This window comes from Streptomyces abyssalis (genome assembly GCF_001751365.1).
Taxonomy (GTDB): Bacteria; Actinomycetota; Actinomycetes; order Streptomycetales; family Streptomycetaceae; genus Streptomyces; species Streptomyces abyssalis.
Map to the genome: position 1 here is coordinate 1,644,007 of NZ_LJGT01000041.1, position 17,405 is coordinate 1,661,411.

The 17,405-nt window shown below is 71.9% G+C and carries 17 protein-coding genes; 10 read left to right on the top strand and 7 right to left on the bottom strand.

Annotated elements, in window-relative coordinates:
• Positions 1-21: 21 nt before the first annotated feature.
• Complete coding sequence (gene argF, locus AN215_RS27795; RefSeq protein ID WP_070010467.1) at positions 22-1,026, top strand: ornithine carbamoyltransferase; 1,005 nt, start codon at positions 22-24, stop codon at positions 1,024-1,026.
• A 215-nt stretch (positions 1,027-1,241) separates the two neighbouring features.
• Here argF and AN215_RS27800 read toward each other — a convergent pair whose 3' ends face one another.
• Entirely contained in the window at positions 1,242-2,210 is a 969-nt protein-coding gene (locus AN215_RS27800; RefSeq protein WP_070010466.1) for a LysR family transcriptional regulator, read from the bottom strand.
• A gap of 104 nt (positions 2,211-2,314) precedes the next feature.
• Between AN215_RS27800 and AN215_RS27805 the strand changes: the two genes are divergently transcribed.
• Entirely contained in the window at positions 2,315-3,055 is a 741-nt protein-coding gene (locus AN215_RS27805; RefSeq protein ID WP_420856167.1) for a sulfite exporter TauE/SafE family protein, read from the top strand.
• Between the two features lie 134 nt (positions 3,056-3,189).
• Here AN215_RS27805 and AN215_RS27810 read toward each other — a convergent pair whose 3' ends face one another.
• The gene (locus AN215_RS27810) at positions 3,190-3,960 is read right to left on the bottom strand and encodes a sulfite exporter TauE/SafE family protein (protein WP_070010464.1); all 771 of its coding nucleotides are present in this window, start codon (positions 3,958-3,960) and stop codon (positions 3,190-3,192) included.
• A gap of 245 nt (positions 3,961-4,205) precedes the next feature.
• On the opposite strand from AN215_RS27810, the gene AN215_RS27815 reads away from it, so the two are divergent.
• Positions 4,206-5,033, top strand: coding sequence for an enoyl-CoA hydratase family protein (locus tag AN215_RS27815; RefSeq protein ID WP_070010463.1), 828 nt, complete (start codon positions 4,206-4,208; stop codon positions 5,031-5,033).
• Positions 5,034-5,073: 40 nt separating this feature from the next.
• Positions 5,074-7,392, top strand: a complete 2,319-nt coding sequence (locus tag AN215_RS27820; RefSeq protein ID WP_070011270.1) for a bifunctional salicylyl-CoA 5-hydroxylase/oxidoreductase — start codon at positions 5,074-5,076, stop codon at positions 7,390-7,392.
• Positions 7,393-8,001: 609 nt separating this feature from the next.
• Here AN215_RS27820 and AN215_RS27825 read toward each other — a convergent pair.
• Positions 8,002-8,232 carry a DUF3099 domain-containing protein gene (locus AN215_RS27825; RefSeq protein ID WP_070010462.1) on the bottom strand — a complete coding sequence of 77 codons (231 nt, stop codon included), beginning with the start codon at positions 8,230-8,232 and terminating at the stop codon, positions 8,002-8,004.
• 166 nt (positions 8,233-8,398) lie between these two features.
• Here AN215_RS27825 and AN215_RS27830 point away from each other — a divergent pair, with 166 nt between their 5' ends.
• Positions 8,399-9,304: an AraC family transcriptional regulator gene (locus AN215_RS27830; RefSeq protein WP_070010461.1), complete on the top strand. Its 906-nt coding sequence runs from the start codon at positions 8,399-8,401 to the stop codon at positions 9,302-9,304.
• Between the two features lie 158 nt (positions 9,305-9,462).
• Complete coding sequence (locus AN215_RS27835; RefSeq protein ID WP_070011269.1) at positions 9,463-10,212, top strand: SDR family oxidoreductase; 750 nt, start codon at positions 9,463-9,465, stop codon at positions 10,210-10,212.
• A 102-nt stretch (positions 10,213-10,314) separates the two neighbouring features.
• On the opposite strand, the gene AN215_RS27840 is transcribed toward AN215_RS27835, so the two are convergent.
• Complete coding sequence (locus AN215_RS27840) at positions 10,315-11,148, bottom strand: PaaX family transcriptional regulator (protein ID WP_070010460.1); 834 nt, start codon at positions 11,146-11,148, stop codon at positions 10,315-10,317.
• A 21-nt stretch (positions 11,149-11,169) separates the two neighbouring features.
• Complete coding sequence (locus AN215_RS27845) at positions 11,170-12,936, bottom strand: AMP-binding protein (protein WP_079123465.1); 1,767 nt, start codon at positions 12,934-12,936, stop codon at positions 11,170-11,172.
• Positions 12,937-13,087: 151 nt separating this feature from the next.
• Between AN215_RS27845 and AN215_RS27850 the strand changes: the two genes are divergently transcribed.
• Both AN215_RS27850 and AN215_RS27855 read left to right on the top strand, forming a co-directional pair.
• Entirely contained in the window at positions 13,088-14,224 is a 1,137-nt protein-coding gene (locus tag AN215_RS27850) for an acyl-CoA dehydrogenase family protein (protein ID WP_070010459.1), read from the top strand.
• Between the two features lie 92 nt (positions 14,225-14,316).
• Positions 14,317-14,709, top strand: a complete 393-nt coding sequence (locus AN215_RS27855; RefSeq protein WP_070011268.1) for a RidA family protein — start codon at positions 14,317-14,319, stop codon at positions 14,707-14,709.
• Between the two features lie 42 nt (positions 14,710-14,751).
• Here the strand turns inward: AN215_RS27855 and AN215_RS27860 are convergent, their stop codons facing one another.
• Together AN215_RS27860 and AN215_RS27865 are read right to left on the bottom strand one after the other, a co-directional pair.
• The gene (locus AN215_RS27860; protein ID WP_070010458.1) at positions 14,752-15,156 is read right to left on the bottom strand and encodes a PIN domain-containing protein; all 405 of its coding nucleotides are present in this window, start codon (positions 15,154-15,156) and stop codon (positions 14,752-14,754) included.
• Positions 15,141-15,395, bottom strand: a complete 255-nt coding sequence (locus tag AN215_RS27865; RefSeq protein ID WP_070010457.1) for a type II toxin-antitoxin system Phd/YefM family antitoxin — start codon at positions 15,393-15,395, stop codon at positions 15,141-15,143. Before AN215_RS27865 ends, AN215_RS27860 begins: the two co-directional genes overlap by 16 nt.
• Positions 15,396-15,603: 208 nt before the next feature.
• Between AN215_RS27865 and AN215_RS27870 the strand changes: the two genes are divergently transcribed.
• Both AN215_RS27870 and AN215_RS27875 read left to right on the top strand, forming a co-directional pair.
• Complete coding sequence (locus AN215_RS27870) at positions 15,604-16,122, top strand: MarR family winged helix-turn-helix transcriptional regulator (protein ID WP_070010456.1); 519 nt, start codon at positions 15,604-15,606, stop codon at positions 16,120-16,122.
• Positions 16,119-17,402, top strand: coding sequence for a multidrug effflux MFS transporter (locus tag AN215_RS27875; RefSeq protein WP_079123467.1), 1,284 nt, complete (start codon positions 16,119-16,121; stop codon positions 17,400-17,402). Before AN215_RS27870 ends, AN215_RS27875 begins: the two co-directional genes overlap by 4 nt.
• The last annotated feature ends 3 nt before the right edge of the window (positions 17,403-17,405 follow it).

Consider the following 17,405-nt stretch of genomic DNA (forward strand, 5'->3'; position numbering starts at 1 on the left):
GCCAGCGACCTAGGAGCCCTCATGGCGACAGACCTCACGGGCCGCCACTTCCTGAAGGAACTGGACTTCTCGCCCGAGGAGTTCCGTCACCTGATCGATCTGGCCGCCGAGCTGAAGGTGGCCAAGAAGGCGGGTGCCGAGCAGCAGCGCCTGCGGGGCCGTACGATCGCGCTGGTCTTCGAGAAGACGTCGACGCGTACCCGCTGCGCGTTCGAGGTCGCCGCCGCCGACCAGGGCGCGGGCACCACCTACCTCGACCCGGGCGGCTCGCAGCTCGGGCACAAGGAGTCCGTGCGGGACACCGCGCGCGTGCTGGGCAGGATGTACGACGGCATCGAGTACAGGGGCAGCGGCCAGGCGGTCGTCGAGGAGCTCGCGGCCTACGCCGGAGTCCCCGTCTACAACGGACTGACCGACGACTGGCACCCCACGCAGATGCTCGCCGACGTGCTCACCATGACCGAGCACTGTGCCAAGCCCCTCGACGGGACCGCGTACGCCTACCTCGGCGACGCCCGCAACAACATGGGCAACTCCTACCTCGTCACCGGTGCCCTGCTCGGCATGGACGTGCGCATCGTCGCCCCGCGTGTGCTGTGGCCCGAGGAGGCGGTCGTCGCGCAGGCCCGTGCCCTCGCCGGCCGTACCGGTGCCCGGATATCGCTCACCGAGGACGTCGAAGAGGGCGTACGGGCAGCCGACTTCGTCGCCACCGACGTGTGGGTGTCGATGGGCGAGCCCAAGGAGGTCTGGGACGAACGCATCGCGCTGCTGCGGCCCTACTCCGTGACGATGGACGTCCTGCGGGCCACCGGAAATCCGGATGTGAAGTTCCTGCACTGCCTGCCGGCCTTCCACGACCTGGGCACGGCCGTGGGACGGGAGATCCACGCCCGGCACGGCCTGGACTCCCTCGAAGTGACGGACGAGGTCTTCGAGTCGGCCGAGCACTCCGTCGTCTTCGACGAGGCGGAGAACCGGATGCACACCATCAAGGCGGTGCTCGTCGCCACCCTGGCGCGCTAGTGCCGTGACCGGCGACTCGTCCGCCCTCAACGAACGTCCGGCATGTGCGCGGGCCGCTCCCGGTCGCTGTGCCGGGAGGGCTCCGCCCGCGAAGGGGGGAGCCGGGGCACTCGCGGCCGAAGTCCCCTGAGCCTGGCGGCCAGGGCGGTACTCCCGCACCGCGTGCAGGGCGGTGCGACCGGGCGAAGTCGTCCGGGAGGGCAGCAGAAGGAGTCTCACCCGGCGTCGGGCCGGACGACTGCCGGGAAGGCGATCCTCTCCGGCGCGTTCTCCCTGTGCGCGGGCGGCGGTTGTTCGAACGACGCCGCGTGACGCAGGTGCTCGGCGAGCGCCGCGGTGGCGGCCGACGAGGCGTGGTCCTCGATGCCCCAGGCCAGCAGGTGGTGCCGGCGGGCCCAGGGGTCCTGCAGTTCGCACACGTCGAGCGGCTGGTCCGGATCGACGGCGCGGCGCGGCACGACGGCGAGCCCCGCGCCGCCGGCCGCGAGGGCGACGAGGACGTTGAGGTCGGCGACGGTGGTGCGGTAGCGCGGCACCGACGAGTGCGGGCCGAGGTGCTTCTCGGTCCAGCGCCGCAGCGAGGAGCCGGGATCTAGTCCGACGAGAGGGTGCTCGGCGGCCTCGCTGTACGTCAGCGCGGTCCGCCCGGCGAGAATCCCGCCGGCCTGGCCGATCACCACCAGCGAGTCGTCACCGAGCGGCTCCGTGCGGAGGCCGCAGTCGCGGGCCTCGTCGTCGAGCACGACCCCGAGATGCGCCTCGCCGTCCGCGAGCATCCGCACGGTCTGCGGGGTGCGGCTCTCGGAGACCGTGACGTCGACGTCCGGATGGGCGCGGAGGAACGAGACCAGGGCACGCGGTACGAGCCGGTGCATCGCGGAACCGCCGCCCAGCAGGGTCAGCGCCGTGGTCCGGGACCTGCTGTAGCCGGCGACGGCGCTCTCCAGCCGCGCGGTCCGGGTCAGCACATCGCGCGCATGGCGGGCCAGGGCCGTACCCGCAGGCGTGGGCCGGACGCCGCGCCGGCCGCGGACCAGCAGCGCCACGTCGGCCTGGCGCTCGAGCGAACGCACCCGGGCGCTGGCCGAGGGCAGGCTCAGATGCATGCGGCCGGCACCTGCCGTGATCGACCCCTCCGTCACGATGTGGAGAAACAGCCGCAAGTCGTCCAGGTCGTAGCGCACACCCTCAGCCTAAGGCGCTGCCATAGGCTGGGTATGCCGATTACGCATTGCGAAGCGGGCGGTCACGGTCCGATGCTCGACGCGTGTACGAGATCCCGCTGATCATGCTGGCCGGTGTCGCCGCCGGGGCGCTGAACGCCGTCGGCGGCGGCGGCACGTTCGTGGCGCTGCCGGCCCTCGTCGCCTTCGGCCTGTCGCCGGTGACGGCCAACGCGGTCTCGCGGATCGCTCTCGTACCCGGGGCAGTGGCCAGTACATGGGTGCTGCGGAACGAGCTCACCAGGGTCGGCACGACATCCACCAAGGTGCTGACGGCGGTCAGCGTGGCGGGCGGCGGAGCCGGGGCCGCTCTGCTGCTGGTGCTGCCCGCCTCGTCGTTCGACGTCGCGGTGCCCTGGCTGCTGGCCTTCGCGACGCTGGTCCTCGCCTTCGGACGCCGCTTGTCGGGGGCATTGAGCGCCGCGCTGGGCCGCTCGTTCAGCATGAGCCCCCGGGCCGTTCTCATCGGGCAGTTCTTCGTCGCGGCGTACGGAGGTTACTTCGGCGGTGCCGTAGGCATCCTGATGCTGGCTCTGTGGAGCACCGGCCTCGGCCTCGACCCGGCGGCCGGCAATCCGATGCGGGTCGCGCAGCTCGCGGCCATCTTTCTCAGCGCGACAGTGCTGTTCCTCTTCGCGTCCGACGCGCTGCGCGTCCCGCTGATGCTCGCCGCCATGCTGGCCGGTGCCGTGGCCGGCGGCTTCGCCGGAGGGCACCTCGCCCGCCGCCTCCCGGCCGCACTGCTGAGGGCCGTCCTTCTGACGACCGCCGTGACCACGACCGTCCTGTACTTCCTGCGCGGCTGAACGGGCGGAGGTGTGTGATCACTCCCGAGGCGCCGGAGCCGCGCCCGGCCGGCACTCCCGCGGGCCGGCCGCACACCCGGACCAGCCACCTCAGGACAGAACCGGACGATCCCGGTGCTCCGTCGGTCTTGGACCTAGCCGTGCAGTGCCAGATAGGGCGCGAGAGCCAGCAGGGTGCCGGCGAGCGCGTACTTGAGCTTGCGTACGGGCACGGCGTGGGCGATCTTCCAGCCGATCACGACACCTGCCAGTTCCGGGACGCCGACCAGCGCCGCGAGCATCCAGTCGATCGAGCCGTGCACCAGATATCCCGCGGTCCCCACGCTCGCGATGACCACCGACTGGGCCTGCGCGGCCGCCAGCGCGGGCAGCAGCGGAAGACCGCAGATCACCAGCAGCGGCACGCTCAGCATCGGGCCGCCCAGACCGAAGAGTCCCGCGGCGACCGCTACGACCAGCCCGACGGCCCCCGTGAGGACGGGTGAGAGCTCCCCGTCACCGTCGTCCTCGCTCGCGGAGGCACGGCGCTCGCGCACCCACACCAGGATGCCGGTCGTGGCGACGGCGGTGGCGAGCAGAATCGCGAACCCCCGCCCGCCGACAAGGGTGTTGAAGAGCACGCCCAGGGGTGCCCCCACCAGCGCGGCGGCCGAGAGGATCACCGCGACCCGTCGCGTACGCGCTTCGCGCAGCTGACCGGAGCGCGTGAACGCCGCCGTGCCGAGGGCGCCGGTCGCGATGTGCGTGGCGATGGCCGTGCCGGCGACGCCGGATGGGGAGAGCCCCGTCAGCAGGAACATGCCGATGGTGGGCAGTACGCCGCCCGGGCCCACCGCGGTGATGCCGATGCCGCCCAGCAGCCCGAAGAGCCCCAGCAGCACGAGTATCAGCGGATCGAGCTCCATTCCGGCCTTTCCCTCCCGTCCCCTCGCGCGCGACCTGAGACCTGTGGGCCTGCGGCCACGCTATCCGGCCCGTGTACGGGCGCCGGGCGCGGTCTCCCGCGGCCCTCTCGTCTATCGCGCACCCGTGACGGCAGTCACGAACCGGTGATACGTTCACGTCGTGCCGTCGCCGGCGTCGCTGAGGAGGCCCGAGCCGTGAGTGAGCCCACCTGGACCACCGAGCACAGCGCACCGGGAGCCCCCGCATGAGCCCGTACACGGGGTCGGCCCGCCCCACCGGCGAATGGCAGCACATCCGGGTCTCCGAGGAGGACGGTGTCGTCACCGTCACGCTGGCCCGCCCTGCCCGCCTCAACGCCCTCACCTTCGGCGCGTACGCCGATCTGCGCGATCTCCTCGCCGAGTTGTCGCGGGAGCGCCGCGCGCGGGCGCTCGTACTGGCGGGGGAGGGGCGCGGCTTCTGCTCGGGCGGCGACGTCGAGGAGATCATCGGCGCCACGCTGGATGCCGACACCGGGGAGCTGCTGGATTTCAACCGCATGACGGGCCAGGTCGTACGAGCGCTGCGCGAGGCGCCGTTCCCCGTCGTCGCGGCCGTGCACGGTGTCGCCGCGGGCGCGGGCGCGGTGCTCGCGCTGGCCTCCGACTTCCGCGTCGCCGACCCCACCGCGCGATTCTCCTTCCTCTTCACCAAGGTCGGTCTCTCCGGCGGGGACATGGGCGCGGCCTATCTGCTGCCGCGCGTCGTCGGGCTGGGCCACGCCACGCGCATCCTGATGCTCGGTGAGCCCGTACGGGCACCGGAGGCCGAACGCATCGGTCTCATCAGCCGGTTGACCGAGGAGGGGGAGGCGCACGACGCCGCGGCCGAACTCGCCCGCAGCCTCGCTGACGGTCCGGCGCTCGCCCTCGCCCAGACCAAGGCGCTGCTCACGGCGGAGCTGGACATGCCGCTGTCGGCGGCCGTCGAGATGGACGCTTCCACGCAGGCGCTGCTCATGCACAGCGAGGACTACGCCGAATTCCACGCGTCCTTCAGCGAGAAGCGGTCGCCGAAGTGGCGGGGAAAGTGACATGAGCGGACGGACCGCGACCGGGAACGGCACCACGGGCATGCGCGTCGCCGTCGTGGGCGGCGGTCCGGGCGGCCTGTACGCGGCCGCGCTCCTCAAGCGGCTCGACCCCTCCCGCAGCGTCACAGTCCACGAACGCAACGCCCCCGACGACACGTTCGGCTTCGGCGTGGTCCTCTCCGACGAGACCCTCGGCGGCATCGAGCACGCCGACCCGGCCGTCTACGCCGCGCTCCAGCGGGAGTTCGTCCGCTGGGACGACATCGACATCGTGCACCGCGGCCGGACGCTCACCTCCGGCGGACACGGGTTCGCCGCCCTGGGGCGCCGCCGGCTGCTGGCCGTACTGCACGATCGCTGCCGCGAGCTCGGCGTGGATCTCCGCTTCCGCAGCGAGGCGCCGCCGCCGGACGAACTGGCCGCCTCGCACGACCTGGTGGTCGCGGCCGACGGAGTGCACAGCACCACCCGCGACGCGTTCGCCGGTGTCTTCCGCCCGCAGGTGACCACGCACCGCTGCCGCTACATCTGGCTCGCCGCCGACTTCGCGCTCGACGCCTTCCGCTTCGAGATCGCCGAGACGGAGCACGGCGTGCTCCAACTCCACGCGTATCCCTACGAGATGGCGGGCGAGGTCGGCCCGGGTGCCTCAACGGTCATCGTCGAGGCCCGCGAAGAGGTCTGGCGGGCCGCGGGGCTGGACAAGCTGGACGAGCACGGCTCCGCCGAGCAGTGCGCCAAGCTGTTCCCCGAAACCCTCGCCGGCAGGCCGCTGCGCGGCAACAACTCGCAGTGGATCGCCTTCCGTACGGTCGTCAACGAGCGCTGGTCGCACGGGAACGTGGTGCTTCTCGGCGACGCCGCGCACACCGCGCACTTCTCCATCGGCTCCGGCACCAAGCTCGCCGTCGAGGACGCCCTCGCCCTCGCGGCCTGCGTCGAGGAACAGCCGGACCTGCCGGCGGCGCTCGCCGCGTACGAGGAGGAGCGCCGCCCCGTCGTGCTCTCCACGCAGCGCGCGGCGCGCGGCAGCCTGGAGTGGTTCGAGGACCTGGCGACCTGCACCGGTCAGCCGCCGCGGCAGTTCGCCTTCAACCTGCTCACCCGCAGCCGCCGCGTCACCCACGACAACCTCCGCCTGCGGGACCCCGGGTTCGTCGCGGGCGTCGAGGCGGAGGCGGGCGTCCCCGAGGGCACTCCGCCGATGTTCACACCCTTCCGGCTGGGCGGACTGACGCTGCGCAACCGGATCGTGGTCTCCGCGATGGACATGTACTCGGCCGAGGACGGGGCCCCGGACGGCGCCGCCGACGCGGGCACCTCCGGCGTCCCCGGCGACTTCCACCTCGTGCATCTGGGCGCCCGGGCGCTGGGCGGAGCGGGCCTGGTCATGACGGAGATGGTCTGCGTCTCGCCGGACGGCCGCATCACGCCCGGCTGTACGGGCCTGTGGTCGCCGGAGCAGGAGGCGGCGTGGAGCCGCGTCACCCGCTTCGTGCACACGCAGTCGCCCGGCACGGCCATCGGCGTCCAGCTCGGGCACTCCGGACGCAAGGGCTCGACCAAGGTCATGTGGGAGGGCATCGACGAACCGCTGCCCGAGGGCAACTGGCCCGTCGTGGCGCCCTCACCGCTGCCCTACCGCGAAGGCGTCAATCAGGTGCCGCACGCTCTGACCGCGGTCGAAATGGCCGCCGTACGGGAAGAGTTCGCCGACTCCGCACGGCGTGCCGCCAGGGCCGGCTTCGACCTGCTCGAACTCCACTGCGCCCACGGCTACTTGCTCTCCAGCTTCCTCTCACCCCTCACCAACCGCCGCACCGACGCCTACGGCGGCGGCATCGAAGGCCGCCTCCGCTTCCCCTTGGAGGTCTTCGACGCGGTCCGCGAAGTGTGGCCCCGGGAGCGGGCGATGACCGTGCGCGTCTCCGCCACGGACTGGGCGGAGGGCGGCATCACACCCGAGGAGTCGCTGCGCGTGGCCGCCGCGTTCAGCGATCACGGCGCCGACGCGATCGACGTGTCCACCGGTCAGGTCGTCGCCGAGGAACGGCCCGACTTCGGCCGCTCGTACCAGACCCCGTACGCCGACCGCATCCGCAACACCCTCGGGGTGCCGGTGATCGCCGTCGGCGCCATCTCCTCCTGGGACGACGTGAATTCGCTGCTGCTCGCCGGGCGCGCCGACCTGTGCGCGCTGGGCCGCCCGCACCTGTACGACCCGCACTGGACGCTGCACGCGGCGGCCGACCAGGACTACGCGGGGCCGGGAGCCCCCTGGCCGGTGCAGTACCGCGCGGGCAGCCGCAAACCGCCGACGGGCCGCACGGACGCGCCGAAGCCGCGGCTGACGCTTTAGCGGTTGCGCGCGTTCTCGCGGTGCGTGTGTTCGGGGTGCCGGGTGCGTGCCGCTCCGGGAGCCAGTCCGGACGGCATGATTTCCCTCCCCGAACCGGTACGGGCCTTCGTGCTGCCTCCCATATACCGGTCCGCAAATCACTTCCCCACGCTTCGCTGGGGAGACCCCAAGGGTGTCCGGACGTGCCTCCCTGCGCGTCCCGCCCCCTCCCGTCCGCCGGCGGCTCCCCGCCGGTGGCCCCGGTCAGTTGCCTCGTTCCTCCGGGCAGGCCCGGTGCCGCTCTCGGACCGCTCCAGGGCCCAACGGGCCCCTGAACACCGATGGTTGGAGCCGCAAGGCACGTACACGCGCCGAAAGGTCCGTCCGGCAGCGAACCGACGCCGGTGTGGCGACCACGAGGGAGAGCCGCTGAACCGACCGGAGGGGGTGGGACGCGGAGGCGTGCGTGTCCGGACGCTTGCCCGTGATTTGTCGACCGGTACATGAGGGGCAGCACGAAGGCCCGTAACGGTTCAGGGAGGTAAATCATGGGTCCGGACATGTGCGCCGGAGTGGCACGCCCCCGGCACCACGCACCCGCCCGAAGCGAACATCGGCAAACCCGCCGCGTCAGCGGCGATACGTGTCGCGGTCCGGGTTCCAGTCCTCGTCGAACCAGCGGTCGTCCGGCTCGCGCCGGTTGCCCACGATGGCCGCGATCGGCGGGATCACCAGCGCGGCCACGCACAGTCCGACGGCTGCCGGTACGGAGATCAGACGCACGAACGCCCATGCGCTGACGAAGAGCACCAAGCACGTCGTCATCAGCACGAAATAACGCTTGCGCCGTCGCGCGTACATACCTCCAGGGTATTGCGCCCGCGCGGGTCCGTGCCTGCAGGCGCTCATCCCCGCCCCGGGCCGGTCCTGCCCCCGTTCTCCGGGCACACGAACCATGGCCGCTGGCACGTGCACGATCCCCGTAATGCGGGGGGGCACCGACCCGGGTGTCTGCTGCACTGGAGGCATGTACCTCGACGAGCTGCGCACGCTGCTGGCCCGGCATGTCCGCCCTGACTGGACCACCGCCATCGACGGCGTCCTGATCTCGAAGGTCGACCGGCCGGACCCGCCGGAGCCCTCCATGTCCGGCACGGTGCTCGCAGTCATCGCGCAGGGCGCCAAGCACCTCGCACTGGGTGATCGGGTCTACGAGTACGGGGCCGGGCAGTACCTGGTCGCCTCCGTCGACCTGCCCGTCACCGGGCAGTTCATCCAGGCCGCCCCGGACCGGCCCGCACTGGGCTTCGGTCTCGTGCTGGAACCGTCCGTGGTCGCCGAGTTGCTGCTTCAGGCCGGTCCCGGGGACACCCCCCGCGCCGGTGCCGGTGCACCGTCGGGGATCGCCGTCAGCGACGCCCCGCCCGCGATGCTCGACGCGGTGGTCCGCCTGCTCCGGCTGCTCGACGAGCCCCGCGACCGCGCCGTACTGGCCCCTCTGATCAAGCGCGAGATCCTGTGGCGCCTGATCACCGGCGAGCAGGGCGCGGCGGTGCGCCAGCTCGGCCTCGCCGACAGCGGCCTCAGCCATGTCTCCCGGGCCGTGCGGTGGATTCGCGAGCACTATGCCGAGCCCTTCCGGGTCGAGGACGTGGCACGCCTGTCCGGGATGAGCGTCTCCGCCTTCTACCGCAACTTCCAGGCGGTGACCGCGATGAGCCCCATCCAGTTCCAGAAGCAGATCCGGCTCCAGGAGGCGCGGCTGCTGCTCGCCACGCACCCGGGCGACGTGACGGGGGTGGGCCACCGTGTCGGCTACGACAACCCCTCGCAGTTCAGCCGCGAGTACCGCCGGCAGTTCGGCGAACCCCCGAGCCGGGACGCCGCCCGCCTGCGGAACACCGCACGGACCGCGGCGGGCGCTCTGACCTGAGCGTGACGTGGCTGGCCGCGAAGAGGATCGTGCAAGGGAAAGGGAGGATCTTCGTAGAGTTCATGCAGGTCATGGCGGTTCACTGGAATCAGGAGTTCTTCTGCGGAGCAGGAAAATGCCGCTCCGCGGATCCCGTCACACATCGTGAGGATCACACCATGAAGACCGTTCTGATCACCGGTACATCGTCCGGATACGGCCGGGAGACCGCCCGCTGCTTCCATGAGCAGGGGTGGAACGTCATCGCGACGATGCGCACTCCGCGTCCAGGCGTCCTTCCGGAGACGGACCGGCTCCGGGTCCTCGAACTCGACGTGACGAAGCCCGAGACCATCGATGCCGCGCTGGAGGCGGCGGGGCCCGTCGACGCCCTCGTCAACAACGCGGGTATCCCCTCGATCGGCGTTTTCGAGCGGACACCCATGGCCCGAGTGCGGGAGGTCTTCGAGACCAACACGTTCGGCGTGATGGCGACGACCCAGGCCGTGCTGCCCGGGTTCCGTGAGCGCGGCTCCGGTGTGGTCGTCAACGTGACGTCCAGCGTGGTTCTGGGCCACATGCCGCTCACCGCCGTCTACAAGGCGAGCAAGACGGCCGTCGAGGGATTCACCGCGTCCCTCGCGCTCGAACTCGAACCCTTCGGAGTGCGGGCGAAGACCGTCGAGCCGGGCGCCTGCCTGACCACGAACTTCGGCGAGACCGCGCTGGACGGCGATTCCCTGGAAGAGGCCGTCCCGCAGCCCTACCTTCCGTGGGCGCAGAAGGTCATGAGCGGTTTCATGAACCAGGATGTGTTCACCAAGGAGAGCGACGTCGCCGAGACCGTGTGGCGTGCCGTGCATGACACGACCGGCCAGCTGCGGTTCCCCGCCGGCCCCGATGCGATCAGCCTCGCCCAGGCGAAGTGATCGACCAGTCGGCAGGAGGATGCTCGACCGACGCCACGAGCCGGCCCAGCAGGACAACCCGGGCTCGCCCGCGCCCGCCGGGGCGCGGGCGAGCAGGCCCGCTCACACCTGCGCGAAACCCACCGCGTACTCGCGCCCGGCCTCGCGCAGCTTCTCGTGCAGCGCGAAGAAGACCTCCGCGGAGCGCTCGCCGGGCCAGTCCGGCGGCAGCAGCGACGTCGGCAGCCCCGGATCCGCGTAGGGGAGACGCCGCCACGCGTCCAGCGCCGGCAAGTAGTCCCGGTACGCCTCCTCGGCGGGCACCTCGTGCCGCTGTGACCAGGAACGCAGCACCGGCTCGTGCACGTCCAGGAAGGACCGGTGCAGCGCCGCCAGCGACGGCAGGTCCCACCAGCGCGCCACCGCGTCCGCCGTCGGTTCGAAGCCTTCGTGCGTGCCGTTGAAGAGGTCCACGTACGGGGTGAGACCGAGCCGTTCCAGGCTGTGACGCGTCTCCTTCTCCAGGTGGGACGGGGCGATCCAGATGCCCGGTGCGGCGTTGCCGAAGCCGAGCCGGGACAGACGGGAGCGGAGTATGTGCCGGCGGCCGCGCTCGCTCTCCGGGACGGAGAAGACGGCCAGCAGCCAGCGCCCGTCCGGCACCGGACGGGCGTAGACGCGGCGGTCGCCGTCGTCGAGGAGCTGCCGGCCCGCCTTCGACGGTGCGTAGCCGGCCGCCTTGCTTCCGGGCCGGTCCGCCGTGAGCAGCTCGCGCCGCTTCAGCCGGGACACGGCCGACCGTACCGACGGCGCGTCGACGCCGACCGCGCCGAGCAGCCGGATCAGCGCGGAGACCGCCACCGTGCTTCCGGGGAAGGCCCGCCCGTACGCCCCGTAGAAGGTGAGGATGAGCGAACTCGGCGAGGGCGGTCTGGGTGCGGCGGGCTGCTGACTCACGCCGTCACTCTAGGGGTGCCCTCATGCGGGCAGACCGTCGGCGGACCGGTCCCCGGCGGACCCTCCGGAGGCGGCCTGCCCCGGGTGCCGCTCCGCGCCCGGCTCCGCAACCGCCTGCTCCGCGCCCCGCTCCGCCCCCACCTCCCGCAGCACGTACCGCTGGAGCTTCCCGGTCGGTGTGCGCGGCAGGGAGCCGGCGAAGACGAACTCGCGCGGACACTTGTACGGCGTGAGCTGACCGGTGGTGAACTCACGCAGCGCGTCCGCCGTTCCGGGCCCCGCCTCCACTCCCTCGCGGAGCACCACGTGCGCGACGACGACCTGGCCGCGCTGCTCGTCGGGGCGTCCCACGACGGCCGCCTCGGCCACGTCGGGATGGCGCAGCAGGGCCTCCTCGACCTCCGGGCCGGCGATGTTGTAGCCGGAGGAGACGATCATGTCGTCGGCGCGTGCGACGTAGCGGAAGTAGCCGTCGGCACCGCGCACGTAGGTGTCTCCCGTGAGGTTCCAGCCGTCGCACACGTACTCGCGCTGCCGCGGGTCCGCGAGATAGCGGCAGCCGACCGGGCCGCGCACCGCGAGCAGCCCCGGCTCGCCGTCCGGCACGGGGCTCAGACGCCCTTCCTCGTCCTTGCGCACCACACGGGCCTCGAAGCCCGGCACGGCGACGCCGGTCGCACCGGCGCGTGCGTCGTCGTCTGCGGCGGAGACGAAGATGTGCAGCATCTCCGTCGCGCCGATGCCGTTGATCATGCGAAGCCCGGTCGTCTCATGCCATGCCTCGTACGTGGCCGCGGGCAGGTTCTCACCGGCGGAGACGCAGCGCCGCAGCGAGGAGATGTCGTACGTACGCGCGCCAGGTGTGCCCGGGGGAGCGGCGGCCAGCTTGGAGAGCATCCCGCGGTAGGCGGTCGGAGCGGTGAACAGCACGGTCACACGGTGCCGTTCGACCGCTGCGAGCAACTGCTCCGGGCCGCTCCAGTGCCCGAGCAGCGTGGCCGCGCCGGCCCGCAGCGGGAAGATCAGCAGCCCGCCCAGTCCGAAGGTGAAGCCCAGCGGCGGGCTGCCGGCGAAGAGATCACCGGGTTCCGGGCGCAGCACGTGCGTGGAGAAGCTGTCGGCGACGGCGAGTACATCGCGGTGGAAATGGACGCAGCCCTTCGGCTGCCCGGTCGTGCCGGAGGTGAAGGCGATCATGGCGACGTCGTCCGCTGCGGTCTCCACGGCCTCGTAGCGCTCGGGCTGCGACTCGCAGAGGGCCAGCAGGTCGGCGGGTCCGTCGCCGCCGAAGGGGGCCACACGGAGCCCGGGTACGTCCGCCTTCTCCAGTTCCTCCAGCGATGCGGCGTCGCACAGCGCATGGCTGACCTGCCCCAGGGCGCACACCTTGCGCAGCTCGTGCGCGCGCTGCGCCGCGAGCACGGTCACGGCCACCGCGCCCGCCTTCATCACCGCGAGCCAGCAGGCCGCCAGATGGGGCGAGTTGGGCCCGCGAAGCAGTACACGGTTGCCGGGCGCGACGCCCAGTTCGCCGGTGAGGACGTGGGCGATCCGGTCGACGCGCGCACGCAGTTCGCCGTATGTCCAGCACTGCCCGTCGTCGCCGACGACCGCGGGGCGCCCGGCCCCGTACCGCTCGGCGGAGGCGTCGAGGAGCTCGGCACCGCAGTTGAGACGGTCCGGATAGCGCAGCTCGGGCCGGTCGAAGACCATCTGCGGCCACTGCTCCGGTGGGGGCAGGTGGTCCCGGGCGAAGGTGTCGACGTGTGCGGACGGGCTCAGGTGCATCGCAGGCCCCCCTCGGGGGTGTGCCGTGGGCCGGTGTCGCCGGTGTGCCGTTGAGCGTAACGTGTTGGTGACGACAGTCAACGGTCCGCGATAGAGGATCAGCGGCTGCGGCGCCGGACGCCGCCGGCCGCGACCAGAAGGAGGCACGCCGATGCCCGCGTTCGCACTGGAGGCCGAGCAGCGCAAGTGGTGCGAGGAGCTGCGGACGCTGGCCGCCCGTGAGCTCCGCCCGCTCGCCGACGCCGGTGAAGAGGGCCGTATCAACCGCGAACTGCTCGCCGCGCTGGGCGAACTCGGCCTGCTCGGGCGTCTCTTCGCGCCGGACGGACGCCCCGCGAGCGCCCTCGACCTGTGCCTGCTGCGCGAATCCCTCGCCTACTCCTGCACCGAGGCCGAGACGGCGCTCGCCCTCCAGGGCCTCGGCGCAGGACCGGTCGCCCTCGCGGGCACGGACGGACAGCGCGCACGCTGGCTCACCGAAGTGACCGCGGGACGTGCCGTGGCCGCCTTCGCGCTGAGCGAGCCGGGCGCGGGCAGCGACGCCGCGGCCCTCGCCCTCGACGCCGAACCGGACGGTAAGGGGGCCGGGCACGGCTGGCGCCTGACCGGCAGCAAGACCTGGATCTCCAACGCACCGCACGCCGACGTCTTCACCGTCTTCGCCCGTACGGTCAAGGGCGCGGGCTCCCGCGGCGTGACGGCCTTCCTCGTACCGGCGGGGCGGCCGGGGCTCGGCGGCGAGCCGCTGGAGATGCTCTCCCCGCACCCGGTCGGCACGGTCACCTTCGACGGCGTGCCCGTCACGCGCGACGACCTGCTCGGCGAGGTCGACGGCGGCTTCGGCGTCGCGATGCGCACGCTGAACCTCTTCCGCCCCAGCGTCGGCGCGTTCGCGACGGGCATGGCACAGGCCGCGCTGGACGCCGCGGTCGAACACGCGGGCACGCGGCGCGCGTTCGGCGGCACGCTCCGCGATCTGCAGTCCGTCTCGCATCAGTTGGCGGAGACGGCCACCCGCGTCGAGGCCGCGCGGCTGCTCGTCTACGCGGCGGCAGCGGCGTACGACCGCGGCGAACCGGACATCCCGCGGCGCGCCGCCATGGCGAAGCTGCTGGCCACGGAGACCGCTCAGCAGGCCGTCGACGCCGCCGTACAGATCCACGGAGCGGCGGCCCTGCAGCGGGGCCACCTCCTCGAACACCTCTACCGCGAGGTCCGCGCGCCCCGCATTTACGAGGGCGCCAGCGAAGTGCAGCGCTCGATCATCGCGAAGGAGCTCTACAGTTGACCGACGCCGACGCAGCAGACGCCCGCCCGCGCGCACACGCCGACGCCGGTGGTGGTGCCGACGCCGTCGGTGGCACGGGCTCCGGCCCGCACCTGCGGCGCACCAACCCGCCCGAACTCTCCCCGCCCACCGGCTTCTCGCACGCCGTGACCGCCACCGGCTCGCGCGTCGTCTTCCTCGCCGGCCAGACGGCACTCGACACCGAAGGGGCGGTCGTCGGCGCCACTATCACCGAGCAGTTCGAGCGGGCGCTGGCCAATTTGCTGACAGCGCTGGACGCTTCGGGGGGCACTCCCGCGGACCTCACGCGCGTCACCGTCTACACCACGGACGTGGCCGCCTACCGCGCCGTGGCCCGGGACCTGGGCGGGGTCTGGCGCCGCCACGCAGGCCGGGACTACCCCGCGATGGCGGTCATCGGCGTCTCCCGTCTGTGGGACGAGGAGGCCCTGGTGGAGCTGGACGGCATCGCGGTCCTGCCGTAGGCCCGGCCGGCGCCCCGCCCACGCCCCGGCACGGCTGCTCGATCAGGAACCGATGATCACGTTGACTCCGGGCAGATCTTCGAACGCCGCTTTGCCGTCGAGAGTGACCAGCGTGCGAGCGGTAGCGGCGGCCGTTGCCGCGATGATCAGGTCGTGTGCGTTTCTTGGCTTCCCGGTGCGCCGCACGTGTGCCAGAAGCCGGGCATGCACGCGCGCGACGTCGGAGGTGTAGTCCTCCACAGGTACGAGGGCGTGTACGCCGTCGACGTATTCCTGCCTCCGGATGCGGCGGTCACCCTCGCTGAGCTCGACACCCAGTTGCAACTCGGTCAGTGTCATGGCCGAGATGGTGACGTCGTCATCACGCTCCAGCAGTCCCGCGAGGCCTGTGCGGTCCCGCTCCGCCCGGATGAGGACCCCGGTGTCCAGGATCAGTCGTCTGGCCACGTCGCGCTCATTTCATCCGTAACGCTGGCGCGGGCCGAGGCGACGTCCGCCTCGAAGTCGTCATCCACCGGGTGTGCGGCGAGGAAATCCATGAGGGCGCCACCGTTCCCGGTTGTGGTCGGGGCAAGCGTGGCGAGCCGCCGTCCCCCTCTTGTGATCACGATGGTCTCTCCGTGCTCGGCACGGTCGAGGACTGAGGCGAAGTTCCTCGACACTTCGGTCGCCGTCATAGTCTTCATGGAGTCAGAGTATCTGATTTCTCCTAGCCGTGTGTGGTCACTGCTCGTCGCGAGCGCAGTGTGCCCCGGTGCACGGCGGCGGCCCGTGACAGTCCATCTCTCGTTCCGCAGCTTGATCAATATGTCAAGTATAAGCTTGTTGATTTGCCATTGAATGGCGCGAAAACAACGGTTGCTGCACGCATATCTTAAGCGTTAGCTTGTCTTCATGTGGAACTCGGAGGACGACCGGCAGACGGCGGAGATGCTGCGGTGGGGAGTGTCGCGGCTGGCGTCCCGGTTGCGTGCGGAGCAGCCGGGGAGCGGCCAGGGGCTGACGCGTCTCGCCGTTTCCGTTCTGGCGAACCTGCGGCACAGCGGCCCCCTTACGCCGACGGAGCTCGCAGGGATCGAAGGACTGCAGGCACAGTCGTTGACGCGTGTGCTGAACGACCTGGAGGACCGGGGGCGCATCGTGCGATCACGCGGTCAGGAGGACCGCCGCAGACAGGAGATCGCTCTCACGGACTCCGGCAGGGAGGCGCTGCGGGATCACGTGCAGGACGGCAACGCATGGCTTGCCGCAGCACTGGCGCAGGAGCTGACACCGGCCGAACGCGGGCTGCTGCACCTCGCGGCCGAGCTTCTTCAGCAATTGGCTGCCGCTGACGTCTCTGACGCGGCAGTCGGCCATCGGTCCGCGTCCGACGGACAAGCCGGTCCGCGAGGGGCGGCCCCGCCGCTGTGACCACTCGCCCCCGGGACGAACCAGCCCCCGCTGCCGGCGACTTACCGGTCGGCACGGGCGACCGGGTCCGCCTGATCCTGGTCCTGGCGGGCCTGAGTGCTGCCGGCCCGCTGGCCACCGACATGTACGTGCCAGGACTCCCGCAGATGGCCCGTTCCCTGCACACGGACACCGCGGGGGCGCAGGTGTCCCTGGCCGGATTCCTGATCGGCGTCATCGTAGGACAGCTCGTATGGGGGCCGTTGAGCGACGCGGCAGGCAGGCGACCCGTGCTGCTGGCGGGTACATCGTCCTTCGCCGTCTTCTCCCTCGTGTGCGCTCTGGCGCCGACGGCGGAGGTCCTCGACGCGGCGCGGGTCGGACAGGGCTTCACCGGCGCCGCCGGCATCGTGGTCGCGCGGGCGGTGGTGTCCGACCTCTTCGACGACTCGCAACTCGCCCGCGTCTTCTCTGCGTTGGGCGCGATCACCGCCCTCGGTCCCGTGATCGCACCGCTGCTCGGCGGGGCGCTGCTCGCTGTGGCGTCGTGGCGTTCCGTGTTCGTGGTGCTGGCGGTCACCGGGCTGCTGCTCACGGCCGGAGTGCTGCGGGAACTCCCGGAAACCCATCACCGGGAGGCACGTACGAAAGGCGGCGTCGCGGGCAGTCTCCGGTCCGTCGCCGGGGTGGCCCGGCGGCCGGCCGTGCTGGCCCCCGTACTCGCCGTGGGGTTCGGGTCGGCCGCGGTCTTCGCCTACATCGCCGGGACGTCCTTCGTCTTCCAGGACGTCTACCACCTCACCTCCGCATCCGCCGGCGTGGTGTACGGGGTCAACGCGGTCGGAAACGTGGCGGGCAGCCTCGCCTACGGGCGGCTCGTCCGCCGGTGGCGGGCCGGGGCGCTGCTCACCGCCTCGGGCGCCGCCGGACTCGCCGCGTCGGCCGCCCTGCTGGCGGTGCAGGCCTTGGCGGGCGGCGGTGTCATCGTCACCTGGACCTGCCTGTTCGCCGCCGTCACCGCCTTCGGCGTCTTCTTCCCCGCCGTGACGACCGTCGCCCAGAGCCGCGGCCGTGACGCCCCCGGGGCGACGTCCGCGCTGATGGGCAGCGGCCAGTTCGCCTTCGGGGCGGCTGCGGCCCCCACGGTCGGTCTGTTCGGTACGCACAGCCCGCTGCCCATGGCGGCGGTCATGACCGCGTGCCTGTCAGCGGCTCTTCTTGCCGCACTCCTGGCGGCAAAGCCGGAGCGTCACCCCGCGGCCGGGCCCCGGGGAGCGTCCGCGCCCGGCGCCGGCCGGTGACCG